We start from the raw sequence: 26,340 nt of genomic DNA on the forward strand, positions 1-26,340 counted from the left end.
TCAGCTGTCCCGGGCGCAGCCAAACTGCATGCAGGGCTTCACGGTAGCAAAAAAGCCCCGTTCCACAGAACGAAGCTTCACTGGCTAAATCGCTTTTATTTTTGACAGGTAGTACCATAAGGTAATGGAACGAACGAGACTAAAGGCAATATAAGCAAACCAAAGTCCATGATTACCAAGCCAAGACGACGTGGAGTAAAGAATAAGTACAAACACGAGCATGGAGATCACCATAGAGTTACGAGTCGGCACCGAATCTGTTGCCCCATTAAATATTCCCGCAAGCATCAGCCCCCAAAAAATAACGATGGGAAATATTAAAAGCCAAATCGAATACTGCCCGGCAAGCTCGCTGACCATTACGGATTCCGTAAACAACGAAAGTAAGCTGCGATGGAACACGACAAGAGCAATTGTTATGACCAGCGCCGCTGCGAAGGACCATACTGCACCAAGCTTTATAGTATGCCGAAGCAAAAGTTCGCTTCGCTGCCCGTACGCCTTGCCCACCCAAATGCTGCCGGCGTTTGCAAACCCGTCGAAGATATAGGAGATCAAGAGTGCGATTTGCATTAATATCGCATTCGCAGCTAAGACATCATCCCCCTGCCCTGCTCCGGCCGAGGTAAACAAGCCGAGGACGAGCAGCAAACAGCAGGTACGTAAAAACATATCGCGGTTCACGCTCAGCATTTCCAGAAAGCGTTTGGAATCATATAAGCTGCTCCACGTTTTAGGAATACGGCTAATGTGAAGCCAAACGGCAATGGCCCCGATCAGAAAGACAAGAGCTTCCGACGCCAAGGTCGCCCATGCAACTCCTTCTACCCCCATGTCAAGTCCGAGTACGAAAACAAAATCCAAAACAATATTCATTCCGTTCAGCAGCAGCTGCATCCACATCGCAAGCTTTACCTTCGACCGTCCGATCAGCCATCCGTAAACCGCGTAGTTGGCCAGTGACAGCGGTGCTCCCCATATGCGAATAGCGTAGTACTGTTCGACTAGTGCAGCCACTTCATCTGAGGGATGAATAAAGAATAGAGCCCCTTGTAAAATAGGCTTGTGCAGCAAAAGAAACACCAATCCGAATCCGAGGCCCAACAAAAACGGCCGAACAAAAGCCATAACAAGCTCGTTGGAATCCCCGGCGCCGTCCGCTTGTGCGGTAAACCCTGACGTGCTTACCCGAAGAAATCCGAGAATCCAGTACAAGTAGTTAAAAATGAGCGCCCCCACGGCAACTGCCCCAATATAAACCGGGTCCTTCAGCTGGCCGACGACGGCTGTATCCACGGCTCCAAGCAATGGCGTAGACAAGGCGGATAAAATGAGTGGAATCGAAAGAAGGAGAAAGGCTTTATGGGAGTGCATGGAACCCAGAGCATTCCCCTGATGTGCGGAAACGGACGGTAAACTCATAGTATCAAAATCACTCGCTTTTAAAAGTAATAGTTACGATTAATTGGACTCTCAATTTATAGCAAGAACCATTCGAAGCGTCAACTGTTTTTTAGTTTGCATAGCGTAAATGGTGCTCGCGACACAAAAAAATCGGCCCATGAGGGCCGACGCTGCAATGTTATTATTCTACTATTTTCCGTTTAACCTCTCCGAGGCATCCGTATGAATCCCCTTCAGTCTCTTTTCGAAGGTCGCCCGCCAGCTTTCCGAAAGCGCATCTACCGAAAGAATCCGCTTTATACCGTCGATATTATGCTTGTCGTGATGCATGATTTGATTTGCGTAAGAGACGGAAACTTCGGCGGGATGCTTTTGCCTGAGAACGAGCCGATCTCCTGGTCCGACGTAACCTTCTTGGAGAACTCGAAAATAATACCCGGTATAACCCGTTTCTTGAACCTTTACCGGAAGCTCCGGGATCCCGTATTTCATCGACAGCTTAAAGCAGGGCTGGCGCGGCTGGCTCACTTGCACGACCGCCTCTCCCAGCTCATATATATCGCCGATATGTACCTGCTCTTCTACAAGACCGGAAGTCGTGAGATTTTCCCCGAATGCGCCGTGCTCCAGCTTGAGAGTAAGCTCCTTCTCCCAAAAATCGTAGTGCTCATAAGGATAAACGCAGACCGCTTTTTCCTTACCGCCATGATGCTTCAAATCCGCCTGTCCGTCACCTTCGAAGTGCAGAGTGCCGAGAAACACTCGTTCAGCTACCGGCTTTTTCACAATGCCGCTCATCACTTCCTTGTTTTGATAAGCAAACGACTGCGGCAATCCTACATTTAACGAAACCATGTCCACCGCTTTATGCATGTGCTCCTCACTCCTTTTCATTGTATACTCTTTACTCCATTCACACATTGGGATCCTCTTTTAATCCGCTTCACACCACTTACCTGCAAAAATAAAAAGGCAAAGGAAGTTCGCTTCCCTTACCTTTGCCCAGGCGTACGGCGGTATCCATATGTGCTCCCCCGTGGTCGGCCACGTTACGCCAGTTGCACATACCAAATTCTACTTTTTATCATATGCACAAAATGGAGACATTTCAATCCTTTTTTTAGACTAGCAATGTTCTTGGTGATCCTGTTTATTGCTGCGCAGCCGTAAACCGTTTACGGTTCTTTACCTGATATACGATTGCACTGATCCAGAGACCAATGATAAGTACATAAGCTGCGCCGATCCAAGAAGCGGGCATGAGGTCTAAGGATTGGATAACCGTACTTGCATTCGTTAGAATGATGAATCCGCCGACCAGCACCCCAAGCAAATACGATGGAATCATTTTTACCAGCCATGCAGCTAGCGGCGCGGCGGCCACACCGCCGATCATAAAGGCGATAACCCACTGCCAATGGAATTGTTCCCATCCCAGGAAGATGGCGAAGCCGAGAGTAGCTGAAACCGCAATCGCGAACTCACTTGTATCGACGGTGCCGATCACCTTGCGCGGCGTGCTCCCCTTCTGGGATAGGAGAACTGGTGTCGCGATCGGGCCCCATCCCCCGCCTCCAACGGCATCCATAAAGCCTCCGACTAGACCAAGCGGAGTAAGCAGCTTTTTGGTTGGGCGAAACGATTCCTGCTCATTTTTCGGACGCGATTGAAGTAAAAAGCGAAGCAGGATATAAACGCCGAGTGCCAGCAGGAAAAACGAGACAAACGGTCTGACAGCTTCCCCGGGAAGACTGCTCAAAAATGCGGCGCCGATAAAGGCGCTGATTGAGCCGGGAATAATGAGCCGGATGACGGCGGTTTTGTCTACGTTCTTAAACCAGATATGCGAAGCACCCGATGCGGCGGTCGTAGCAATTTCCGCCATATGAATCGAAGCCGATGCCACCGCCGGGGCTACACCGAAAAACAGCAGCAATGAAGCAGATGTAGCGCCATACGCCATTCCGAGCGCTCCATCAACGAGCTGTGCCGCAAAACCGATAATGGTAAAGATCAGTAGCTTTCTCAAAGTAACCATTCCTCCAATACGTGCTAGCCGTAGCTGAAACGGATCAAGCCGTTGTTTAGCTTTTTCTATAGGCCAGCATATGAAGGATGGAGTGACGTGGAAACTTTTATCATAAATAATATTAAGGGTTGTTATAAGTAACGCTTATAATATTTTCCAGCTTTGTCCTTTATCGTCTCAAGAATGACAAGCGCCCATTCTTTCTTCAAAAACGGTCAAAAGACGGGCCAGATTCCAATATCGCGACCCCTCTGCCTTCAACCCGCAGCACGCGAGAGCAGGATACACCGGTGAGCAGCTCCGTCATGGGAGAATCCGGAAGTGTCACCTCCACCGCCTCCGCCCGATGATTCAGTATAAAGGTGTACGTCTTTCCGGCTTTACTGCGCTGCGTCACCTCCACGCCGGAAGGCGCATCAAGCACAGGGGCAATCCCCTTTTCCGCGCATAGGTTCGCCAGTAAACCTTGCATGAACTCCGGCTCCGGACTGCTTCCGACGTACCACGCCTGCCCTTTGCCATAGCGGTTTACCGTGACCGCCGGCATACCTTGATAAAAATCTGTCCCATACACGGCAGCGACCTCTGCCCCTTCCGAGTGAATCAAATCGCAAAGCAGGCCGCATGAATAGCGCTGCCGCTTTAGTTCACTGGGCTGTCCCCGCTCCGTAAGCACGAGCTCATTCATCTGTCCCGGTGGCAGCGCATCGATTTCCTCCACCCAGATGCCAAGCAGGGAGCGAAGCTCACCCGGATAACCGCCGACGGTCACTATATCCTGCTCATTCACAATACCGCTGAAAAACGTCGTCACGAAGATGCCTCCACGCTCGACGAAGCGTCTTATTTTCTCTGCGACACCGGGCTTCAGCATATACAGCACGGGAGCAATGATGAGCTCGTATCGCGCGAAATCCTCCTCGACGCCGATCATGTTGGTTTGAATATGCAGCTGATACAGCGCATCGTAATACTTATGCACCTCGTCAACGTACTTCAGGTCAACGCTTGGCCCGCTGGACAACTCCACTGCCCAGCGGTTCTCCCAATCAAACACAACCGCCGCCTTCGCTTCAACGCGGGCGTCAAGGAGCCGGTCGGCCAGTCCCTGCAGCTCCCGGCCCAGCTCCGCGCATTCCTGGAACACGCGGGTATGCTCATGCCCCACGTGCTCGATGACGGCACCGTGGAACTTTTCGCAGGCGCCAATCGAGCGGCGCAGCTGAAAGAACATGACCGTATCCGCGCCGCGGGCAACTGCTTGATAGCTCCACAGCCGCATCACGCCTGGGCGCTTCAAAGCATTGTACGGCTGCCAATTTTGCTGGCTTGGCGTCTGCTCCATCAGCATAAACGGCTGACCGCCTTTGAGGCCGCGCATAAGATCATGCGTCATCGCCGTGAAGCTAAACGGCGTATTATGCGACGGATAGTTGTCCCAGGAGATGACATCCAAATAAGGCGCCCAGCGAAAGTAGTCAAGCTCCGGATAAGTGCCCATCATATTGGTCGTCACCGCAATATCCGGGGTATACTTTTTCAGTTCCGAGTATTCGAGCCGGTAGCACGCCAGCAGGCTGTCGGATTGAAATCTTCGATAATCGAGTGAGATCGTCTGAAAGGTGGAGCGGCTGCGCCCCCATTCTTCACTTAACTCGTTAGGCGGCACGATTTCGTCCCAATCATAAAACGTATGGCCCCAGAATGAGGTGTACCACATCCTGTTCAGCGTATCCAAATCTTGATAACGTTCGCGCAGCCAGGCGCGAAATGCCGCCGCACATAAATCACAGTAGCAGTATCCGCCGTATTCATTGGACACATGCCATAGGAGAAGTCCCGGATGCCCGGCGTAACGCTCCGCCAGCTTCTCCGCTAAACGGGCGGAGTACAGCCGGTAGGTGGGGCTGTTCGGGCACGAATTGTGCCTTCCGCCGAATTTCCGCTTTCTCCCCATGTGATCGACCCGCAATACGTCGGGGTATTTGCGCGCCATCCACGCCGGATGTGCCCCGGTCGAAGTGGCAAGACACACATAAATCCCATCGCGGTACAGTCGATCCATAACATTATCGAGCTCTTCAAAGCGATATGTTTCCTCGTCCGGCTGCAGCTTGGCCCAAGAGAACACATTCACGGTCGCCACGTCGATTCCGGCAACCTTAAACATGCGCACGTCCTCTTCCATCACCGATGGATCCCACTGCTCCGGGTTGTAATCGCCTCCGTACCATATTTTAGGAAGCCTTGGATTCAACATCGCTATCACGCCTCTTTTCATAAAATTGGAATTCAAGAAAATAGGCCGCGCCGTTAGCCTCACGGATTCGGGGCGGCCTTGCTTCTCCAGCTTAGTTTGGCTTATTCACCGCTCCACAGCTTGATGCGGTCACGGACCATTTTCGTATATTCCTCGTTCAGCTTGTCGACCTTCGCTTTTTGCAAATCCTGCATAAACGCGTCCCACACCGCATCAAACTGCTCCGGACTCGCCATAATCGCCTCGGGCACCCGTTTTTTCATAATATCCTGCGTTTTCTCGAAAATGACGTTTGCCTCAGAGCCCGTTTCAAAGCTGATCGACCATGCGGCGCCATATGGACGCATCGGGAATTCGTCCTCACTCGGCCAAAAATCCTTATACACGGTCTTGCCGTATGCTTTCAGCGTCTCTTTGTCCGCTTCGGTATACTCGGAGATCACCTGCTCCGGGAAAATCGTTGTATAATAATTTCCGCTCGGGTCCTTCACGCCGTCGCCGTAACGAGGCGCTATAAAGTAGTTTTCAATCCCCGTTTTCTTCTTAAATCCGTTCTTGTCGTTCGTCTTCATCTCCTGATATTCAGGAAGAAACACGCGCTTGCCGTTCTCCACTTTATAATGAACACCCTCGATGCCCCAGTTCAGCAGCACTTGGCCTTCGTCGGATGCGAGATAATCCAGAAACTTGATCAAACGCACCGGGTCCTTTGCGCTCTTCGTAATGCCGATGCCCCAGCCGGCCAAATACCCCGTTTCCTGGAACGAATGATCCTTATACGACTCATTTAGCGTCACCGGCAGCCGGGCATACGTCTGGTCGAACTTACCTTCCTTTTTTAATACATATTCCGCCTGCTCATAATCCCACTTCTGATCGATTGTGCCGAGTACGCGGCCGCTGGCGATCTTCGCCTTATACTGGTCGTATTTCTGAATGAAGCTTTCCGGGTCAAGCAGCCCCGTATTGTACATATGGTTCAGCCAGCGAAAATACTCCTTTTCCTCCGGCCGCAAATAGTGCAGCTTCGCCTCGTACGTCTTTTGGTCAATGTACATTTCGCCGTCATCCGGTGCGCCTGTGGTAAGGAACGCAGGATTCGTCGTAGAAATGAGAATTTGCCACTCCCCGGCGTTCAGCGACATGCCGATATTCGGCTTGCCGTCCGCATCCGTCGGATGCTCCTTCAAGTAGGTGCGGATCGCATTTTCGTAATCCTTTACCGTTTCAATCTTCGGATACCCGAGCTCCTTCAGCACGCGGTGCTGAATTTGGAATCCGCCTCCAGCGTCAAAGTATTTATTATTCACGCCGGTCACCGGAAGAATATAGATCGAGTGGTCTTCATTGCTCCAGCGCAGCCGGTTCATATATTCGCCGTACACCTTTTTAATGTTCGGACCGTGCTTATCAATAAGTTCCGTTAAATCGATCAGCGCTCCGGCATCGACGAGCTTTCCGGCGCTGCCCTTTGGCATGACCAGATCGGGGTAATCGCCGCTGGCGACCATGATGGAAAATAAATCCGTATCATTGCCCCCGACCGGAAACTCCTGCTTCAGCGTAATGCCTGTTTTTTCTTGTATGACCTTGCCGATGTCGCTCTGCATATCGTCCCAGTTCGGGTTTACATCACCATTGACGAGCCGAATCGTCATCGGCTCGGTGGAGCCGCCCTCCCCCTCGGCAGGCTCTGACGGGCCGGAGTTTGTGCAGCCGGCAGCGGCCACTAAGGAAGCAGCCAATACTAGTGCGGACAAGCGGCGGCGGACCGGTGATCCTCCCGCAAATCGAAAATTATTCGACATGGATCAATACCCTCCTCATCGTTCGAATTTGGTAGCTCTCACAAGACGACATTGACGACCTTGCAAAATTTTTCCTAGCTTTTCACCGCGCCAAGCGTCATGCCCTTCACAAAATACCGCTGAAGAAACGGATAAACGGTCAGGATCGGCACGGTAACGACAATCGTAATCGCCATCTTGATCGATTCCGGAGAAACCGACGCCATCGACTGCTGCGTGTTCGGGTCGCGGTAGCTTTCGTTGCCCGACTGTGTGGACTGCAGCACCTTCATCAGCTCGTATTGCAGCGTTGTCAAATGCGGCTTGGACGAGTTGTACAGGAACGTATCGAACCACGAATTCCAGTGGCCGACGGCAACGAAAAGCGCAATCGTTGCAAGCACGGGCTGGCATAGCGGCAAAATCACCTTCCAATAAATCGTCCAGTCGTTCGCGCCGTCGATCTTCGCCGATTCCTGCAGCGCAGCGGGCAGCCCGTCGATGTAAGAGCGGATAATAAACACATTCCACACGCTAAGAATGGCGGGAACGATATATACCCAGAACGAGCCGATTAAGCCGAGGCCGCGCATAAGCATATACACCGGAATAAGCCCGCCGGAAAAATACATCGTCAGCGCAAACACGACGGAGAGCCATTTTCGCGCTTGAAAATCTTGACGGCTTAGCACATAAGCAACCATGGATGCGGATAATACGCCGATGGCCGCGCCGAGCACGGTTCGAATGACCGAATTTCGCAGCCCCGTTAACAGCCCGTCGAACCGGAAAATCGTCTCGTAGTTTTGGAGCGTAAACTCCCGGGGGAAAATGGTGATCCCCCCTTTGATCGTATCCATCGAATCGTTCAAGGAAATGGCCAGTACATTCAAAAACGGATACATCGTGACTACAGCTGCGAGACTCATTACCACATATAAGAACCCATCAAAGAGGCGATCGCTAAACCGGCCTCCCAGAAGCTGCTTCATGTCCCTCCCTCCTTAAATAACGCTTTGTTTAGTCAAGCGCTTATAGAAGCCATTGGCTGTAAAAACAAGCAGGATACCAACCACCGAATTAAAGATGCCGATTGCGGTGCCGTACGAAAAGCGGCTTAACTCAATTCCATAGTTCAGCGCATACAAATCAATGACCTCGGAATAATCGCGTACGAGCGGGTTTCCGAGCAGAAATTGCTTTTCGAAGCCGGTACTGAGCAGGTTGCCGATGGAGAGGATGAGCAGCACCATAAACGTCGTCTGAATCCCCGGCAACGTGATGTGCCACATTTTGCGAATTCGTCCGGCCCCATCCACCGTTGCCGCTTCATAAAGCTCCGGATCGATTCCGGAAATCGCCGCTAAGAAAATGATTGAGTTCCAGCCCGTTTCCTTCCACACATCGCTTAAGGTAACGATCGTCCAGAACCATTCTCCCTTCGCCATAAACGAAACCGGCTGATCGATGAAACCAAGCCACAAGAGCAGCTGGTTCACCGCGCCACCATCAGTAGAGAGCATTTTCGAGACGAGCCCGGCCACGACGACCCACGACACAAAATGCGGCAAATACGAAATCGTTTGGATCGAGCGCTTAAACAGCGCCCCCCGAATTTCATTGATCAGCAGCGCAAAAACAATCGGGATTGTGAAATTTGCGATCAAGCCCATGATGCTCATCCCGAGCGTATTGCGCAGCACGAGGTAAAAGCGCTCATCGGCAAACAGCTCTTGAAAGTTCTGAAGCCCAACCCATTTTTGCTCCATCAACGAACGCCCCGGCCGGTAATTTTGAAACGCCATCAGCCAGCCCCATAAAGGAACGTAGCTGAAGATGACCAGCCAAACGAGAAAGGGCATCGACATGAGATACAAGTAACGCTGCTGAAGCATCGTTCGGAAGAAGCGCCGCCTCCGCGCAGAGGTGACCCCTGGTGGCTGCGCTTCCCCTTTCGTTGTTAGCGGTTTCACAGAACAACACCTCACCGTCATTTCTTCCTTGCATTCATCATATCGAAGGAGAATGACCGTCAAAACCCGATTAATTCATCCGAAAATCATATACAAATAAGCGCTTTCACAAATGTCTGTGAGCATTTGACTCCTTTTCCTAAGTCTGATCCTTCGTTTGCTTCCCTCTATTTAGGTTTGTCCCTTGTAAGCTTTGGAATCGCGAGCTGCAGAGCTGCGCAGCTTTTTCAGGGCTTCCTTTCAGAGAGGACGGCGAAATGCCTACATACTTCTTAAATTTGCTGTGAAAGTAATCGACGTTGGAGTACCCGACCCGTTCGGCGACTTCCCGAACCTTCATGCCCCTTCCCAAGCACTCGATCGCATGGCGAATCCGCACCTTGTCTAAATACGTGTTAAAGTTTTCCCCGGTATGCTGCTTAATCATTTTGCCTAAATATCCGCTGTTGTATTTGAAAAGCTCCGCCAGCGTTTCAAGCTTTAGCTGGTCTGCGTAATGCCGTTCCATGAAATGAATGATCTGCTTTATGATAGGCTCGCTGCTTTCATTGCGAAGACGCAGTGCGAGCTCCTGACACTGACGGTGAATATAACGCATCATCGCCTCGCAGCGCGTCTGCCGATAAAGCTCTGCGACTAACGGCATGGAAATTTGCACCACATCCGCCTGATGCGTAAGCGCCAGCTTATTGAAAGCCGCGTTAACCAATTGCGCGAAGCTTTTCTTCATATTCGCTTCGGAATCATCGAAGTCGCGGATTTGCTTCTCCGCTTCATCAAGCGCCCTCGCCGTAGCCTCGGCGCAGCCCATATCGACGGCGTAGTAAAGGCGGTCCGCCAGCGCCGCCAGATCCGGGCTTTTCGCTGGCGGCGGACCGTCAGCCTCCGCGCACAGCCGCTCTTCCTGCAGCGAAGCGTGCACCCTCCGCTGCGGCTCTCGTCCGCCGTGTCCGCCACAGACAGCGGCGCCGGCGAGATGAATTCCTTCGCCGCATAGATGAAAGCTGCGGCGAAGCATCTCATGCGCGGAGGCGCAGGAGCGCGCGAGCTCCGCCAGCGAATGCACCTTCACGCCGGCGATTGCCGTAAACTCAAGGCATAACTCATCTGCGCTGTCCTGCAGTTGCAGCAGGAGCTCCTTGCGGGCAGCCGGCGAATGGAGATCCTTCGGCCACAGCATCGCAAGCTCCGTCCCGCTTGAAAACAAAAAGCCGCTGCCCGGCTCCTCAAAGGCGCTTTTCCATCGCTGCTTAAGCAGCGCCTTCGTTCCGGGTGAAGCCGCACTTTCCGTCATCTGAAACAGCAGCACATGGTAGCACGATGCGGTGCCAATCAGCGGCTCCAGCTCCTTCGCCGCCGCTGCCGCTGCCTCCTCGTTCCCTTCAGCAGCGGCAAGCGCGGCAAGCAGCGCTTCCCGTTTCAGTGCCGCTTCCTGCTTGGAAAGCTCGGCGGTCTGCCGCCGTTGGTCCAGCTCAAGCTTCATGCGCCCAAGCTCCGCAGCCAGCTCCTCTTCCTCGATCGGCTTCAGCAGGTAGCTGGTCACACCATGCACCATCGCCTGCTTGGCATACGCAAAATCGGCATAGCCGCTCGCGATCAGAAACAAACAACGCTTATCCGTCCTGCGGATCTCCGCGATGGCCTGCAGTCCATCCATGACCGGCATCCGGATATCGATGACGACGATATCGGGTGCAAGCTCTTTATACTTCAGCACGGCATCCCGTCCGTTGCCTGCATCACCTACAACCTGATACCCGTTATCTTCCCAATTGATAATCGTACGCAGCCCTTGGCGAATCATCGGCTCATCATCGACCAGCATTACTTTATAAAGGTGCAAGTGTATGTCCCCCTTCTAGCAGAAGCTGAAATGAAACCGAAGTGCCCATTCCCGGCACGCTTCGTATAGAAAGCCCGCTGTCACAGCCAAAATGCAGGACCAGACGCTGATGAACATTACGAATACCGATTCGGCTGTCGCCGCCTTCCCCATTCTCCGGATCGGCAAGCCCCTCCAGCACCGCAGCCAATTTTTCCTCTTTCATCCCGCATCCGTTATCTGAAACCTCTACGACCAGCAGGTTTCCTACAGGTTGAATGAACACCCGTACGAAGCCGCCGGACTCAACCTGCTCTAACCCATGAATGACCGCATTTTCAACGAGAGGCTGAATGATCAGCGCGGGCAGACGAACGTCAAGCGCCTCCTCGGCAATCTCAAGCTCATAGCGCAAGCGCCCCTCTCCATAACGAAAATGCTGAATCTCTAAGTAATACCGGACCATTTCAAGCTCTTCCTTGAGCGTTATCGTCTGTGAGCCGATTTCGATCGTTCTGCGCATGAGCTTACCCAATAGCTTTACAACATGGGCGATTTCCTGCTGTCCTTGGATATGGGCCTTCATCCGAATCGACTCCAGTGCATTAAAAAGAAAATGAGGATTCATCTGGCTCGCCATCATCTTGAAGGTAATGTCCCGCTGCCTTCGCTCCAGCAGAGATTGCTGCTCGTGGGAGGCCGAAACCTCCTGCATCAGCCCGCGGATGCTGTCTACCATATGGTTTAACTGCCTTGACAAAAGACCGATTTCATCATTCCCATCCACCTTAGACCCGGCGTTCAGATCCCCCATCGCGATTTTATTCATCACCTTGTTGAGCAGCAGTAGTCTTCTTGTTAACAGTGAAGATGTAAAATAGACGAGGACTACCGCGACCAGCATGCTGATCAGCATAATGACGAAGCCGAGCCTGCTAATACGATCGGCGGCGCTCACAATTCCTTCTACCGTGAACACGGATACAATACGGAGCCCGTTCCGGCTTCCCTCGGGTACCAGTGGTTTTATAACGATTTTCGATGGCTCGCTGCCATAAACGAAATCGTAAATCCCTTCCTGGCGATGCTGTAGAACCTCGGCAAAATCGGTGTTGGCGATATGCATTCCGACCCAGCCTTCATTGGTAGCCGCAGCAATATAGCCCTGATCATCGACGATCATCGTATTGTGAGGCTCCTGCTTTACAATGGCGTGAAGCTTTTCATAGTCGACATCGATAACAAGCACCCCCTCCGTCCGGTATTCCATAAAGTAGATTTTGCGTACCAGGCTTAAATAGGGTTGATTCCCTTTCGTTTCGTCGGGAATAAAGTGCCAGTTGATCATCGGCAGCTTGTTGGCGACAGCTTCCCGATACCACCCCGACTGCTTTACTACATCACTCGGCTGCAATACCTCCCAGTTGCTTAGAAGCCGAGAATTCATCGTATAAAAGCGGATATTGAAAATTTCCTCGTAGTTTTTCACGTAATCCTTAAGCACATCGTAATCCCAATAAGCCTTTACCATATCGAAATCATGCTCATAATCAGAGTTCACCAAATGCCCAAATCGTTTATCGACCATCAAATTGCTTGAAATTTCGATCGGCATCCGTAAAATCTCTTCCGTTCTTGATTTAATTTTTTCCACATTGTTCAGCGTCTGCTCTGTCGCCTGCCGCAGGACATGCTGGCGATACGCTGACGTTAACAACCCGCCGACAATCATGACGGGGATAAAAACGACGACGATAAAGGCAATCATCAGCTTATGCTTTAATCGAATATCGTTCGTTCTTCGGACAAGCGTATTCCATCTCCAAGCGATCACAAGCGCACCCCCTATATTTGCGGTAGCGCTTACATTTTACCAAAATAAACTATTTATTGGAACATTTTATAGCCCATTCCCTCTCAGTATACCGAAAACAACAAAAAGCGCCCTTCCACAGCATGGGGAAAGACGCTCCATTACGATTCATCACAGCTGTATTATGATTTTTTACTTGGTTTAAGTTGATGCCTTCAGGCCTTCACTTTGTTCCCTACTGAGCTCGCTCATCACGGCTTCCGCCTCCATAGATGCTCGTTTCCGGTCCTCCAGAAGTCCCGCATCAACATGTACCTCCCCGTGCTGCACGATGGAGGCCGCAAGTCTGCTTTCAAACAACTCCAGCAGTCTTGTCATAGCAGGCGTATTCACCCCAAGCAGAAATGCCAGTGCCTCAACGATTTTAAGCTTACGGTAGTCCTCGTAGGGGATGCGCGGAATTACCCATTTCCCGTCTCCAGCACGAACCGCTTTGCTGAAAGGCACGGCGGAGAAATCGTAATACCTTCCCTCCGAATCCGGAATGGAAAACGGATCGATCTGCAGCGAAGCATACCGGATGTACAGCAAATAATGCTGGCGAGTCGCTTCAAAATGTGGAAAGCCTTCCACATCGCTGCGGGAAAGAGACGTTTCATGAACCGGATAATTATCATCATTTAAAAATTGCAGCAGGTTAATAGGCTCTGCTCCAAGCTTACGCAGCAGCTCGCTGATCTCCTTCCACAGGTCGACCATCGTCTCGATCGCTTGCGGCGTAATCGGCCCCTCCGGGTACAGCTTATACAAATATTTTTTCGTTTCCGTTACGCCAAATACGACGTCAAGGGAAAAATCATTGATAAAAAGCGGTGCGTGCACATACAGCGTGATGCTTCTGGCCTCTGCGTCCAGCGGCCGGTTCACGAGCCGGCAGTCAATCCCGGACGACTGCAGCAATTGACGGATCGACTCGGCACCGGGGCAATTTCTACGGCTGGATCCAATGTAGATTCGCCGCTTCACTGCTTTCGTAGCAGCGGTCCACGGATTGCTTCCGTTCGGATTGTCCGGCTTTGTCGCCGCAAAATAAGTCGAGCAGCTGATCACCTCTATGCGGCCGCGGGAGTGAGGATCGAGCTGACTTTGTACCAGCATAGCCGAACCGAGCCCCGGGGAAAGCAAAACAATAGTTTTGACCCGCAGCAGCGCGTTGATATTGAGCTCCCGCACAATATCAAGGTACGCTTCGCAAGGGGTGCAAAAAAAGAGCGTATCCCACTCGTCTGCCACCTGGGCATAACCATCGATAAAACAGTCCACCTTGGCTGTACCGGCAAGAGCTGCATGCTTTTGCTGATGGACGGTGACCGTAATGGAGGCTCCAGCATCGTTCAGCTTGTCCCGTAAAAAGTCATTTCGCGAGCCGGAACGGTTGGCAAAGCCGATCCGTTCGCAGCCAGCCTTCGCCATCAGCACCGCAGTTTGCAGTGCAGCTGGACCTGCTCCTGCGAAAAGCACGGCGCCCAAGGTAAATTTTTCTTGCAGCGAAACAGGGGGATTTTGCTTAACATCGTCAGTCTGAGCGGGATTTGGATGGTTGCTATAAATTTTTCATTCACTCCTCTCGAATTCGTTACACATGAACGGGGGCTGCTTTTTTCAAAATGAGAGTATCGTAGAAGGTATCCGGGGTCCTTATGCTTTCCTCATGCCAATCCGCCGCTTGCGATTTATCAAATGGATAATTAAAAATCTCCTTTAATCCGTTGCCGTACCGGAGCATCACCCGCGTATTCATGCCGATGATCTGATGTAGCTCTTCGAGAAGCTCCTGTTTATTGGGCACCAGCGAAGCAATCATTACATGGGTAAAATGCTGAATATCCGAAAGCTCACTTGCCCGCTTGCTTGTGAATTGAACGCGCGCGCTCATTCCCAGCTTCTCTGCAATTCGCTCCGCAAGAGATACCGCTTCGGAGTCAATATCCAGGCAGGTCACCCTGCACCCAACTACTTTGGCAGTCGTCAAGGCGGAAACCGGCAAGGCCCCCGAGCCGATAAACAACACACGGGACGCTTCATTCAATCCAAACTGCCGGATCTCATCGCTAATCGCGTTGGATAACGCGGCAAAATATAGGCTCACTTGCTGCTCATGATCGACCATACATGCGGATTGATGCTTTTCCACGTCGCATAAGGCCTTCACTGCCGAGTCTCTCAGCTGCAGTGCCCGTTCCCGAGCCTCCGGCTCCTCACCCCATTTCGTCCATTTGGTGATCAGACTTTCGCTTTCGATCCATTCGGTAAGCTGATCCAGCTTTACCCGCAGCAGCTCGTAGCAATCGCTGCAATCTTTGGCGTACTCCGTTAGCTGCCTAATTTCAAATTCCAGCAGGTCTAGTGCAAGCAGCAGCTCATACTTTTCTCTCGTGGAACTTGTCGCAGAATAAATAATCCCACTCCTTTCAAGATTACTTGCGCATGTAAAAACGTAATGATTACGATTAGTATTCAATCGATATTTTAGGCATATTTTTCCATCTTGTCAACGAAAATTTCGTAATCGTTACGATTAATTACAAACAAGAGAAAACCGACTATCTCTTTTTAGAGAAATAGCCGGTTTCTATGCGAATGAACTGAAGTTGTCCAACCCTTCAACTAGCCAGTTACTTCTGCGAAAAATACATCCAATGCAGTCAAATCCGTAATTCTGGCATTACAAGCGTCGCTGTCAAAGCAGATGTACTGGCCAACGGCTTTATAATAATCGGGATTATTGCCCATCCTCTTCTTCGTCACCGCTGTAAAAAGAGCCGCTTCCCCAATTTTATTGCAGAACGCGCAAACCCCTTTTTTCTCCCCGGCCGTAAAACGCCCTTCAATCCCTACGAGACGTCCTTGTCCGCCGGCTCCCTCTCTGTCCGGCTGGTTGTAGACGAGAAACATTCGGCTCGCCCCTTGATCGCTCCAGCCTAAATACGTAAGCGGGCGATTGCCGAACCGTTCCAGCTCCGGCGGACGCAGCTTCTTCACCTTCGGAAACAAGCTCTTCAGCACTCGCTCCGTCATATCTGGAAACGGGATGGCATAGCCTGCCAGCTCGTTCAAATACACCTGAAACTCCTCAGAGGTTTGCAGCTCCTGCATCCGTTCGATTAACGCCATCCGTTCCCGGTCCAGCCCGGAACATGCTTCCATCACCTTACTCCATGCATTATAGCGCGCAGCCTCAACGACCTTACGGTCGCTTGACGATTGCAATGCGTATAATATCGCTTTCGCCTGTGCAACAACACGATTATACTGATGATTTTGTAAAAATGGTTCCATAGCGGTATCCTCTCTTTCTCCACTCGGTGCTGTTTTATATTGACTTGATTTGAGCGATCCCTTCCTGCAAATTCGCAAGCACCGCTTCATTATTGCTGATCCCTATTCGCAGGCAGATCAACTGGCTCGGACTCAGCTCGTCCTTCCACTGCTCCTGCTCCGTACGCAGCTTCGCGAGCGTTTCCTCTGTTTTGCGAATCCCCTCTTCCATCCACCGAATCATTAGCGCGGGCTCCGCCCATTTTCCAAAAAACAAGCGAATCATAAAATCCGACTTGACCTCGGCATTCTGAATTTCACTTTGCAAATACTCCAGGAACGCTTTCCTGCCCAGCTGCGTAATGGTGTAGACGTTCTTATTCGGTTTGCCTTCCTGCACGAAGCTTTGCTTGGTGATGAGTCCTTCCTTCTCCATTCTGCTTAACGTCGGATAGATCGTACCGTAGCTCGCGTTATAAAAATAAGAAAATAACTTCTCGAAATTTTGCTTAATATCATAGCCTGAAATGCTTGAATCCATCAGCATCCCCAAAATTACATCCTGGCTTCTCATGCCTACCCTCCTTCATCCATGCCAAATGTAGGAATTACGCTGGTCAAAATATACCATATCAATATATATCGAATCAATATATGAAGGCATAAAAAACGACAGACCCTCCTTCTTCGAAAAGAAGGACTCGTCTGCCGCCGCCATTACTACATGACAAATAAGAAAAACAGTACAGCCAGTAAAAACCGGTAGAGCGCAAACCATTCCAACCGCAGCCGCTTAATGAGCTTCAAAAAGGTAACCACCGCAAGCATCGCAACGACAAAAGCCGCGACGAAGCCAACGAGGAACAGCATGAGATCCCCCGACGTAAGAAACTCTCTGCTGTCATACATATCCAGCACCGTCGCCCCCAGCATCACCGGAACCGAAATGATAAACGTAAAGTCTGCCGCCGCCTTTTGGCTCGTGCCGAGCAGCATGCCCCCGGAGATCGTCGAGCCCGAACGGGAGAACCCCGGCCACAGCGCAAGACACTGAAAGATACCGATGCCCAGCGCCTGCTTGTAATCAATATCGTCGGTCGACTCCGCCGTGACCTTGCGCTTGGCCTGCGCGGCGATAATCATTAGAACCGCTCCGGCAACTAAACCGATCAATACGGGCCCCGGGCCGAATAAGACGTCTTTGATGACATCCTTGAACAGCAAATAGACGATCAATGCCGGAAACATCGCAACCGCAAGATGAACTGCATTCAGCTTGCCTTTCTCGGAGAAACGAAACGTTAGCAGGCCCTTAGCGATTTCAATATATCGCTTCCAGTACAGCACGAGTAAAGCAAGCACCGCTCCGAGCTGGATCACAATTTTAAACGTGTCCGCGGCTTCTCCTTCAAACCCGAGCAAATGCCCGGCTAAAATCATATGCCCCGTCGAAGAGACAGGCAAAAATTCGGTTAATCCTTCGATAATCCCTAAAATAATAGCATCCAACAAATGCTCCATGGTAAAAATGTCAGCCTCCTAGATGTTCGTCTTGTACCATGCTGCCGTTGGGTCTCGCCCCCTTCTAGCATGGTACAAGCTCGATCTTACACGAATGAAATAAACTGGATCTTACCCATTTCTTAATCATTTCTTAACTTCGCTTCAAGCATTTTCGAATGGAGAATCGAGGTCATGTTATACTCATTTTAAGTATTTTCATCTCCTGCCAAAGAGGAGCTTACCATGAATAAGGCTAACCATTTGTATGCACAGCGCAGCGAATATAACGAAATTTCAGTGTATGACACGACGGAATTGTACGGGGAAAAAGGAAGCTTTCGCGTGTTGAAATTTGCGAATGCGGAGATACAAGGCGCAATGGATTTGAACCGGCCGAAGCGCATCGTATTCGAATATCCAAGGGCCATTATTCACCTGATGGAACACAACGATCCGGCATTGGACAATGTGTTTATGATCGGACACGGAATCGGCACCATTGCCACCTATTTCGCGGATAAAAGAGTAAAGGTGGCGGAGCTTGATTCTCTCGTTTACGACGTAAGCAGAGCTTTTTTTGATTATCGGGGTGAAAATGTCGTCATTGGCGACGGTCGTTCCCTTTTGGAGCAAGAACAAGACCACGCGTTTGATTATATCGTGCTGGATGCGTTTAATGCGAGGGGCACTCCCCTGCATTTGCTGTCCAAACCATTTTTCGAGCTGGTAAAAATGAAGCTGATAAGCGGCGGTTCCGTCATTCTTAACTTGGTTGGACGCGGGGAGAATGACAGCCTGGTAAAGGCGATCGCCACCACCCTCCGATCCGTGTTCACCACGACCCAAGCCTTTCTTCTGCCTTCGGGAGGAAAACGCGATGTACAAAATGTATTGCTTATGGGACGAAATGGTCCGATCACATATCTGAGCAAGCAAATGGCCGGCTTCCTTCCGATTCACATCGGACAAGGGCATCTGATACGGGATGAAAACATTTCAGGCTAAAACCGAAGCTGATTCGTAGGCTAAAAGGCTTATGCTTCGGCTTTTTTTTTTGAAAATTTGCAGGGGAAGTACGATTCCTTGAAGAATTTAGTAGTATCTTTATTTTGATTGGTGGCTAGACATAATGGTATTTGAACAATGGGATGTACGGGAAATTATTGAGCATACGAGCGATGGTTTCTTTTCAGTCGATGAAAATTGGAACTTTACGTATATGAATAAAGTCGCATCTACTCTGCTTCAGAGGGAATGCAAGGATCTTATCGGGCGTTCGCTGTGGGAAGAGTTTCCCGAGGCGGTCCACAACTCCTTCTTCACCCATTATCATCAAGCTTTTCGCGAGAAGAAAGCGGTTGAATTTGAAGAATATTATCCAGCGCCACTGGACGCTTGGTACAATGTGCGTGCTATTCCCTCTCATCAGGGGCTTATGGTTTTCTTCCGCAACATTACGACAAAGAAAAAAGCAGCCCTGGAGCGAGAGCAGCATTATAAATCCTTATTTCACCAAAACCCCGACGCCGTGTTCTCCTTCGACTTACATGGGAAGTTTCTCAGTGTCAACCCCTCCACCGTAGAACTTACTGGTTATAGCGTTGAGGAGCTCCTAGACATGTCGTATACCCCCTTCATGCACCCATTAACCAGTCAGCAAACGCAGCGGCATTTTGAGTTAGCGGCACAAGGCATTCCACAGGTGTACGAAAGTTTGCTTATTCATAAAAGCGGTGCGATCATCACTTGTCATGTGACAAATTTCCCTATCATTGTCGACGGTGAAATCGTCGGTGTCTACGGTCTTGCCAAAAACCTAACGCAGTTAAAGAATGCAGAGTATGGGAATTTGAGCAACAAATCCAGGCTCAAGTCGCTGCTATTATTTAATCCCGAAGCGATCTATACTCTCGATATCGACCGCCGGATCGTGGACAGCAACCCTGCTGGCGTTAACCTGCTGGGGCACTCCAGAAAGGAGCTGCTTCGCATGAAAATCGATGATATCTTACGTATTGATCGTACTTATGATGTCTCCCTGCTTGTCGAAGAAGCTCTCCAAGGAAGAGCGGTTGATCCTTGGGAAATCCAGGTGACCTGTAAGGATGAAACCTTATTGATTATTGAATGTCAAATTGTGCCCATCATTGTGAATGAAACTGTTCTTGGCAGCTATTGGATCATGAAGGATATGACGAAGCAGAAGCAGACAGAGCGGCTGCTGCTGGAAGCAGAAAAGCTGAACATTGCCGGTCAGTTGGCAGCGGCTGTCGCTCACGAAATCCGAAACCCGCTTACGGCAATTAAAGGATTTATCAAGCTGCTTCAAGGTTATAATCCAGATGAGCGCGGGTACATCTTCGATATCCTTCAGGAAGAGATGGATCGCATCGAATCGATAACCCGTGAACTCATGCTGCTGGCTAAGCCGCAAGCTGCGGCCTTTAGGTCGGTGGATCTGGTCGGTACCCTGCAGTCCGTGATCACATTAATCAATGTGCAGGCGATCATGCAAAATGTACAGATCCATCTGGATTATAATGACCTGCCCAAGGTTCGCGGAGTCGAAAATCAACTGAAGCAGGTATTCATAAATTTATTGAAAAACGCCATCGAGTCGATGCCCCATGGCGGCAATATCCATCTGCGACTGCTTACGCCAAGTAACCCCGGTGATGACATGCATATCCTCATTTCCGACGAGGGCTGCGGGATTCCCGAGGAGCGCATTGCCCGCATGGGGGAACCCTTCTATTCCACGAAAGAAAAAGGGACAGGTCTTGGCTTCATGGTATCGCGGAAAATCGTGGAATCCCATCAAGGAACGATGACCGTAACGAGCCGAGTCGGAGTCGGCACGACCATCGATATAGAGCTGCCACTGGAACCAAATGATCCATGAATACGAAAGCACAGTTATTTTCATAAAAAGGCAAAGGAGCTAGCCGATGAAGGGCAGCTCCTTTTTTTTGGACAAATATAAGGTCACTAAGGTATCCATTTAACCTTCGATGTCACCTCATGTGGAGTGGCGCACCGGGCTTACCCTTTATCATGCCTATCGATAAAAAGCATGAGCATATGTACAACGGTTATTAGGCTTGCCATCTGTATAGCCTCTATTGTACGAACTCCAACAAAAAAGAAAACAACAAACAAAGCACCAATAAAATAAAGGCCAACACCTACTATTTGCTTAACCATTTGGATTACCTATCCTAATTTGTAGTACTAACTATTTTTTTGTTTTAACCATTCTTTGTATTCGGGGATGGTGTACTCGTCCGTTTTCACTACGGTCCATTGTTGATCCTTCTTTTGTAAAAAGACCTTTATTACATATTCCCCTCCTGCTTCATCAAAATCAGTTTTCAAATAAACAATGCTGCCGTGAACTAAAACTATTTTTTCATTGTCATTTATTGTGCTTACTTTTATTTTTTCATAACCTTCGATGTCGAAATTGGCATCCTGAAGTCCAAATCTCGAGAAATATTCGACATCATATTTTTCGACATTCACTCCGGTTTCACGATCCATATTCTCTTTTAACTCCGGATACTTTGACCACAAAATATCGATATCCTTGTGAAGCACAGCTTGAGTTCGATGGTACATGTACTCTCTAACGAGCTTGGAGTATTCCACCCATTCCGATGGTTCAGGTTCGACAAAACGCTCCTTATCCTGATTTGTTTCAACGACGCTTGAAAGGGATGCTACTTCTATACTTTTCTCAAGCATAGGGTTATCGGATGGTACGATGCTATGCTGGCACCCAAACAACGTAAAGAGTGAAACAACAATCGTTCCTCTCAACAGTAATTTTTTCAAGTTATTTCCTCCCTTATAATATAAGACGGACTTTACCTTGAAATTGTTACAAGATAGATCATAAAAATCATGTCTTCATCACGTGGAAATGTATTCCAGCAGGCGCCAGTTCAGGATATCAACAACTGCTAATAGGCAAAATATGGTGTGACTTTATATTTTCTTCCTCCCGCAACTTTGCCGCTCCTGGTGCGTCTAGAGAAATGACCTCAATATTTATTAAACGGAGTGAAACGGTATGATGTTGAAGAAAATGATTGCAGCCGGGATGCTGACATTCGTCGGAGTGGCCTCCCTCTTACCTCCGGCATCTGCCGAAGCGTTCGCTGTTCATCAAGCTAGTGCAGCGATGAACTCGGTAAGCTCGGCTCCGATCCGGGATGAGGACGATGCTGTCGCTCGTGCGCGCGCACTTGCCTTTATCCCTTCGGAAGCAAAACTGGAGAGGGCAGTGCAGTGGCCCCAGGATTCAAAGGATACTTGGTGGTTGACCTTCACGAAACAAAACACGGAAGGTATTCCCTATGGAAGTTACGAAGTACGCTTGTCCGCTGCAGATGGAACTGTGCAAATGGTATCCGCGAGATTGAGTAACGCCACCTCTTCATCTACGGAGCAGCTTGCCCCGATCGATACAGAGAAGGCGAACGCGATTGCGAAGTCGTTCATTGAAGGGTTGAATTGGGAGCTTGACGCAGTCTGGGTGATCAACCCGTACCCGGAGTCCGAATACAGCACCAGACACGACAACAAGTCCCTTCGCAAAGTACGATTTATGAGAGCTGTGAACGATGTTCCGTACGAACAGCAGCATTTTACGGTTTATGTCGATCCAACCGGGAAGATCAGCTCCTATGATATGGTATGGTGGGCTGTGAAGTTCGATCATCCTGCTGATGTCATCCCTCTGGATCAAGCCCGGGCCTTATTTTACGATAAAATACAGCCCGTTTTGATGAATTCCACTTTACATAGCTCCGTTCCCTTCTACTCCTACTCCATAGACGAGGCTCTGTTTATGGATGCGGCAACCGGTGAACTACAAGTGATTTCCGAATGGATGAAGGGGAAATCGAGGCCGATCAGCGACACGGTTTTAGAGCCGCTCGTAAAGCCGTCCCCATGGGATGATGAACAAATGCTCTCACGCATCAAACAGGTGCTCAAAAGCAATGGCAGTCACGTAGATACATTCGAGATACGCGATCGCGAAAGCGGCAGTCAACGGTTTGATCTCGTCTTACCTACGGAGGATGAGGGGCGTTTTCGTATCGATACGTTTCATGTTCAAGCCCTAACAGGTCAAATTGTGAACTACGGCATGGCGGATGGAACCGATTTCAGCTGGGCAACGGCTCCGCAGATCGACGAGGAGCAGGCTCGACGTACCGCGGAGACATTTTTGCTGCAGGCTATGCCTGCCTATGCGCATCAATTAGTAGAAAGCCGAACACATTTGATGATTGGTCAAACAACACCGGAATACCGGTTCCACTATAGCAGAATTGCGGACGGTGTTGTTATCGAAAACGAAAATGTAGAGATCAGTGTCAACGCCTACTCAGGCTATGTCTTTTCGATGAACTCCAATTTGTCGGAAACACCATATAACGAGCCTGTCCGCCCGGTTATTTCCCCTGCTCAGGCCAAACGAATGCTGATGTCGAACTATAATGTGGAGCTGCGGTATGTTATGGGTAAGGATATTAATCATGCTAACTTGATTTACGAGCTTAAGCTGAAGCCTGACGTACCACGATTCTACACCGGTGCTGCACCGAGGCTCGAGGCTCTGTCCGGAAACTGGGTCAATATGTTGGGCGAACCCTTATCCAATTACAAACCTGCCCTGTCCCCTTGGGTTGAAGACTTGCTTACCCAACCTGATCGAATTCACTATTCGGCAGGAATTGTCCTTGACGGTACCTTCCTGTCTCTTAACCAGGAGCCTGTCATCGTCAACGATTTTACTCTCCTTCCGTTTCGCGGGCTGCTGGAAAGCATGCAAGCTTCCGTGGAATGGGATCCGACACGGCGCGTAGTCACGGCCACCAAAGGAGAAGTCCATATCGAACTTACACTGGATGATAAGATCGCCATTGTAAACGGGAGAAAGCTTCAACTGAATGTACCACCACAATTAATTAATGGCAGTACCTATATTCCCGCGCGTTTTGTCGCCGAGGCACTGGGGGCGAAGGTGGATTGGATTGGAGAGTCACGATTGGTGCTGATCTCGACCGATGACGAACCTCAGCAGCCAAGTGAAAGTGAATTGAAAAAATGGCGACTTGAAGCGGAGTTACATTGGGAAAAGCCGCAGCAATAAGGTTATCATAAAGGAAGAGGGATACATTCAAGCCCTCTTCCTTATTTATTTTGTCTTATATATTTTCCGCAGAGAATACATAATGGCAAGGTCAATAATATGAACCAGGTATCGAGTAAACCATTATATATAAGAAGAACCGCAACGATAATAACAATTGCAAATAAAAACTGCGCACTTCTTCTAGATGGATTCGTTGTGCGCTTATGAATAAAGTAAAGAATCCCCCAAGCCACGAGCACATAAAAACCTATGAAAATCAGTACCACAATTAGAGCACCGGTCACAGAAATAGGCATGATGTTGCTGTTACCTCCTGTCCAATGGATACGATGTAACCGAAGCTCGTTAGCTTGAAACTGTTAGGACTGGACTATTCTTTCCCATAGTTCCACGTATTTAAATCCACAATACAGATACAATGCTGCAGTAATCTCGCAATTCTTCATATACCTGATGCAAGAAAGCAAGAACTTTCTCATGCATAAGCCCCCGATTTACTTCGCGCTGCTTGCAAAACTGCACTGCAAATTCACATCCATATTTTAACATATGTCAATTAAATAGTCTTTATTTTAGACTTTTTTCGTAAATATTGTTGCTAAATCAAATGTTAAAAGTAATAAATTACTTCTGTAACTTAAGGCTTCTTCCATGGCTCTTTTCCCATTCTTCCCAAGCTACTAAACCTAATTCAGGCTGGGGTTCATCAGGCAACATGGATATAAACTCTAATGAATGTCCGTCTGGATCAGAAAAATAAACGGAAACGGCAGGCATCCAACCGAATACAAACGGATTTTCAGTACCATCGTCCAAAAAGTTACGGACTTTAAGACCTCTTTCTTTGAGCCAAGGAACTATGCATTTCATTTTTTCAATTGATGTTTCAAAAGCATAGTGTTGGCGAATGATTTGGGAAGGCTCTTTCTCCCATAGCCCCAGCATCGCCTTACCACGTTCACCAAGCCAATAGAAACGACACCGCCTTGAGTCTTCATACGCTAACGTTAAACCCAAAGTATTCTCGTAGAACTCTGATGACCTTTCTAAATCGGATACGTTAATATGAGTTTCGAACAAACCTTTGATCATGGATAATCACCTCGGATTAGAATGCCGCTTAAAGCGGTATGACCTAATGAACGCAAAGAGTTTAGAATCTTATGCCTCCAATAAAATGCGGTTGAAACGTGCATATCGAGTTTAATAGCAATTTTAGGCAATGACTTCCCTTTGTTTAGACGAAATTGAAACATATTATAACAAATTTTAGATAACTTTCGCAGAACAGCAACAATCTTTTAGAAAACAGGCTTATTTTATTAGAAAGTGAGTTACCTCGTTCTCGGCCCATGATGACCTGTGAACTTTTACCAATGCCACATACCCCCGTAACACTCTCTTTCTCCCCGAATTAATAAAAAAGGTCCCCATCGGAAGGAGAGAATTTATGACGATTCAGGATTTGCGCAAAAGAATTGAGTTTATGAAATACCTGGGGTTTGACGAATCGAAAAAAATGTGGGTTTACTCCTATTCCGATCGCACTCATCGACGCGCTTACGGGATCATCGCCGGTAAGCTGACCGTGGTGAAGCTGCCGTCTCTGCAGGGATTACATTTTACAAACCGATAAAAAAAGGCGGTCCGTGACTATAAAACGTCTCTCGGCCGCCTATATTACGTGTTACTCTCTATTTTCTCTCTCAGATCATCTAATGAAGTTCTTTCTTCACATAGTTCAAGGAATGAGTCCGCTACCCTTATGCTCCCGCTGTAGTCCAGATCTCCTGAATGAGCAGCAATAATAGGATACTCATGATTTCTCATAGGCTCTCTCATATCAAAAATGTAGTGATTTCCAGCTCCATCCATACCAAAAGATATACAGCCCTCCATATACTCTGGAAATTCATAAGCCAAGTTATATTCTCTTAACTCATGAATGCTGAAAAATTGAAAGTATCTATCCCCTGTTTGAAATTCGCCACCATCTGAATAACGTAAAAAATCCAAATAAGATAATGGCAAATCCTTTTGTGGTAACCTCCATAGTGTTGGGTCAAAGGGCGGGCTCTTAAATAATTGCACGAGTCTGTTCTGAATATCCTGAATTTCCAAATCCGACAATTGGACATTCCATACTCGGGTAAAGTCGGTTAACTCCTCTTGACCAACCCCCTCTTTCCTTTCATATATCTCATCAAAAACTTGATCCCACTGCACATTTTGATCTTCGCCCACAGCTAAGCAGCTCCTATTCAG

Annotated in this window: 23 protein-coding genes, 1 pseudogene and 1 riboswitch; of the genes and pseudogenes, 4 read left to right on the top strand and 20 right to left on the bottom strand. The window is 49.1% G+C overall.

Annotated features, from left to right (window positions below; all coding sequences use genetic code 11):
• Positions 1–84: 84 nt before the first annotated feature.
• From GQS10_RS06530 to GQS10_RS06595, 14 genes are all read right to left on the bottom strand, one after another.
• Positions 85–1,422, bottom strand: coding sequence for an MATE family efflux transporter (locus tag GQS10_RS06530; RefSeq protein ID WP_341805014.1), 1,338 nt, complete (start codon positions 1,420–1,422; stop codon positions 85–87).
• Between the two features lie 171 nt (positions 1,423–1,593).
• Positions 1,594–2,277 carry an MOSC domain-containing protein gene (locus GQS10_RS06535; protein WP_166240276.1) on the bottom strand — a complete coding sequence of 228 codons (684 nt, stop codon included), beginning with the start codon at positions 2,275–2,277 and terminating at the stop codon, positions 1,594–1,596.
• 120 nt (positions 2,278–2,397) lie between these two features.
• Positions 2,398–2,476: riboswitch (ZMP/ZTP riboswitch) on the bottom strand.
• A 78-nt stretch (positions 2,477–2,554) separates the two neighbouring features.
• Positions 2,555–3,433 carry a sulfite exporter TauE/SafE family protein gene (locus tag GQS10_RS06540; protein ID WP_166240278.1) on the bottom strand — a complete coding sequence of 293 codons (879 nt, stop codon included), beginning with the start codon at positions 3,431–3,433 and terminating at the stop codon, positions 2,555–2,557.
• Between the two features lie 205 nt (positions 3,434–3,638).
• Complete coding sequence (locus GQS10_RS06545) at positions 3,639–5,693, bottom strand: beta-galactosidase (protein ID WP_166240280.1); 2,055 nt, start codon at positions 5,691–5,693, stop codon at positions 3,639–3,641.
• A 101-nt stretch (positions 5,694–5,794) separates the two neighbouring features.
• Entirely contained in the window at positions 5,795–7,501 is a 1,707-nt protein-coding gene (locus tag GQS10_RS06550) for an ABC transporter substrate-binding protein (RefSeq protein ID WP_166240282.1), read from the bottom strand.
• Positions 7,502–7,575: 74 nt separating this feature from the next.
• Positions 7,576–8,472, bottom strand: coding sequence for a carbohydrate ABC transporter permease (locus GQS10_RS06555; RefSeq protein WP_166240284.1), 897 nt, complete (start codon positions 8,470–8,472; stop codon positions 7,576–7,578).
• A gap of 12 nt (positions 8,473–8,484) precedes the next feature.
• Positions 8,485–9,453, bottom strand: a complete 969-nt coding sequence (locus GQS10_RS06560) for an ABC transporter permease (protein WP_424991767.1) — start codon at positions 9,451–9,453, stop codon at positions 8,485–8,487.
• 139 nt (positions 9,454–9,592) lie between these two features.
• On the bottom strand, positions 9,593–11,296 hold the full coding sequence (locus tag GQS10_RS06565; RefSeq protein ID WP_166240288.1) for a response regulator transcription factor: 1,704 nt from the start codon (positions 11,294–11,296) through the stop codon (positions 9,593–9,595).
• Positions 11,283–13,109: a cache domain-containing sensor histidine kinase gene (locus GQS10_RS06570; RefSeq protein WP_341805015.1), complete on the bottom strand. Its 1,827-nt coding sequence runs from the start codon at positions 13,107–13,109 to the stop codon at positions 11,283–11,285. Before GQS10_RS06570 ends, GQS10_RS06565 begins: the two co-directional genes overlap by 14 nt.
• Positions 13,110–13,289: 180 nt before the next feature.
• Positions 13,290–14,609 (bottom strand): opine metallophore biosynthesis dehydrogenase, encoded by a 1,320-nt coding sequence (locus GQS10_RS06575; protein WP_341805017.1) that lies wholly within the window; start codon positions 14,607–14,609, stop codon positions 13,290–13,292.
• A 115-nt stretch (positions 14,610–14,724) separates the two neighbouring features.
• Entirely contained in the window at positions 14,725–15,609 is an 885-nt protein-coding gene (locus GQS10_RS06580) for a nicotianamine synthase family protein (protein WP_166240292.1), read from the bottom strand.
• A gap of 146 nt (positions 15,610–15,755) precedes the next feature.
• Positions 15,756–16,427: a FusB/FusC family EF-G-binding protein gene (locus tag GQS10_RS06585; RefSeq protein WP_166240294.1), complete on the bottom strand. Its 672-nt coding sequence runs from the start codon at positions 16,425–16,427 to the stop codon at positions 15,756–15,758.
• 34 nt (positions 16,428–16,461) lie between these two features.
• Complete coding sequence (locus GQS10_RS06590) at positions 16,462–16,980, bottom strand: PadR family transcriptional regulator (protein ID WP_166240296.1); 519 nt, start codon at positions 16,978–16,980, stop codon at positions 16,462–16,464.
• Positions 16,981–17,126: 146 nt separating this feature from the next.
• Positions 17,127–17,927: an undecaprenyl-diphosphate phosphatase gene (locus GQS10_RS06595; protein ID WP_166240298.1), complete on the bottom strand. Its 801-nt coding sequence runs from the start codon at positions 17,925–17,927 to the stop codon at positions 17,127–17,129.
• A gap of 225 nt (positions 17,928–18,152) precedes the next feature.
• Between GQS10_RS06595 and GQS10_RS06600 the strand changes: the two genes are divergently transcribed.
• Both GQS10_RS06600 and GQS10_RS06605 read left to right on the top strand, forming a co-directional pair.
• Entirely contained in the window at positions 18,153–18,914 is a 762-nt protein-coding gene (locus GQS10_RS06600) for a spermidine synthase (RefSeq protein ID WP_166240300.1), read from the top strand.
• Positions 18,915–19,038: 124 nt separating this feature from the next.
• Positions 19,039–20,811 (top strand): PAS domain S-box protein, encoded by a 1,773-nt coding sequence (locus GQS10_RS06605; RefSeq protein ID WP_166240302.1) that lies wholly within the window; start codon positions 19,039–19,041, stop codon positions 20,809–20,811.
• A 140-nt stretch (positions 20,812–20,951) separates the two neighbouring features.
• Here GQS10_RS06605 and GQS10_RS06610 read toward each other — a convergent pair whose 3' ends face one another.
• Both GQS10_RS06610 and GQS10_RS06615 read right to left on the bottom strand, forming a co-directional pair.
• Positions 20,952–21,113 carry a hypothetical protein gene (locus GQS10_RS06610; protein WP_166240304.1) on the bottom strand — a complete coding sequence of 54 codons (162 nt, stop codon included), beginning with the start codon at positions 21,111–21,113 and terminating at the stop codon, positions 20,952–20,954.
• Positions 21,114–21,140: 27 nt separating this feature from the next.
• Positions 21,141–21,743 (bottom strand): hypothetical protein, encoded by a 603-nt coding sequence (locus GQS10_RS06615; RefSeq protein WP_166240306.1) that lies wholly within the window; start codon positions 21,741–21,743, stop codon positions 21,141–21,143.
• Positions 21,744–21,981: 238 nt separating this feature from the next.
• Here GQS10_RS06615 and GQS10_RS06620 point away from each other — a divergent pair, with 238 nt between their 5' ends.
• Positions 21,982–24,072 (top strand): copper amine oxidase N-terminal domain-containing protein, encoded by a 2,091-nt coding sequence (locus GQS10_RS06620; RefSeq protein ID WP_166240308.1) that lies wholly within the window; start codon positions 21,982–21,984, stop codon positions 24,070–24,072.
• Positions 24,073–24,113: 41 nt separating this feature from the next.
• Here GQS10_RS06620 and GQS10_RS06625 read toward each other — a convergent pair whose 3' ends face one another.
• The 3 genes and pseudogenes from GQS10_RS06625 to GQS10_RS23065 form a co-directional block, all read right to left on the bottom strand.
• Positions 24,114–24,371, bottom strand: coding sequence for a hypothetical protein (locus GQS10_RS06625; RefSeq protein WP_166240310.1), 258 nt, complete (start codon positions 24,369–24,371; stop codon positions 24,114–24,116).
• 328 nt (positions 24,372–24,699) lie between these two features.
• Positions 24,700–25,167 carry a VOC family protein gene (locus GQS10_RS06630; protein ID WP_166240312.1) on the bottom strand — a complete coding sequence of 156 codons (468 nt, stop codon included), beginning with the start codon at positions 25,165–25,167 and terminating at the stop codon, positions 24,700–24,702.
• A gap of 17 nt (positions 25,168–25,184) precedes the next feature.
• Positions 25,185–25,310: pseudogene (locus GQS10_RS23065) on the bottom strand (IS1595 family transposase); the annotation flags it as partial.
• A gap of 215 nt (positions 25,311–25,525) precedes the next feature.
• Here GQS10_RS23065 and GQS10_RS06635 point away from each other — a divergent pair.
• Positions 25,526–25,711, top strand: a complete 186-nt coding sequence (locus GQS10_RS06635) for a hypothetical protein (RefSeq protein ID WP_166240001.1) — start codon at positions 25,526–25,528, stop codon at positions 25,709–25,711.
• A 44-nt stretch (positions 25,712–25,755) separates the two neighbouring features.
• Here GQS10_RS06635 and GQS10_RS06640 read toward each other — a convergent pair whose 3' ends face one another.
• Positions 25,756–26,319, bottom strand: a complete 564-nt coding sequence (locus GQS10_RS06640; RefSeq protein ID WP_424991768.1) for an SMI1/KNR4 family protein — start codon at positions 26,317–26,319, stop codon at positions 25,756–25,758.
• Positions 26,320–26,340 lie beyond the last annotated feature (21 nt).

Source organism: Paenibacillus turpanensis (assembly GCF_011421635.1).
Lineage (GTDB): Bacteria > Bacillota > Bacilli > Paenibacillales > YIM-B00363 > Paenibacillus_AK > Paenibacillus_AK turpanensis.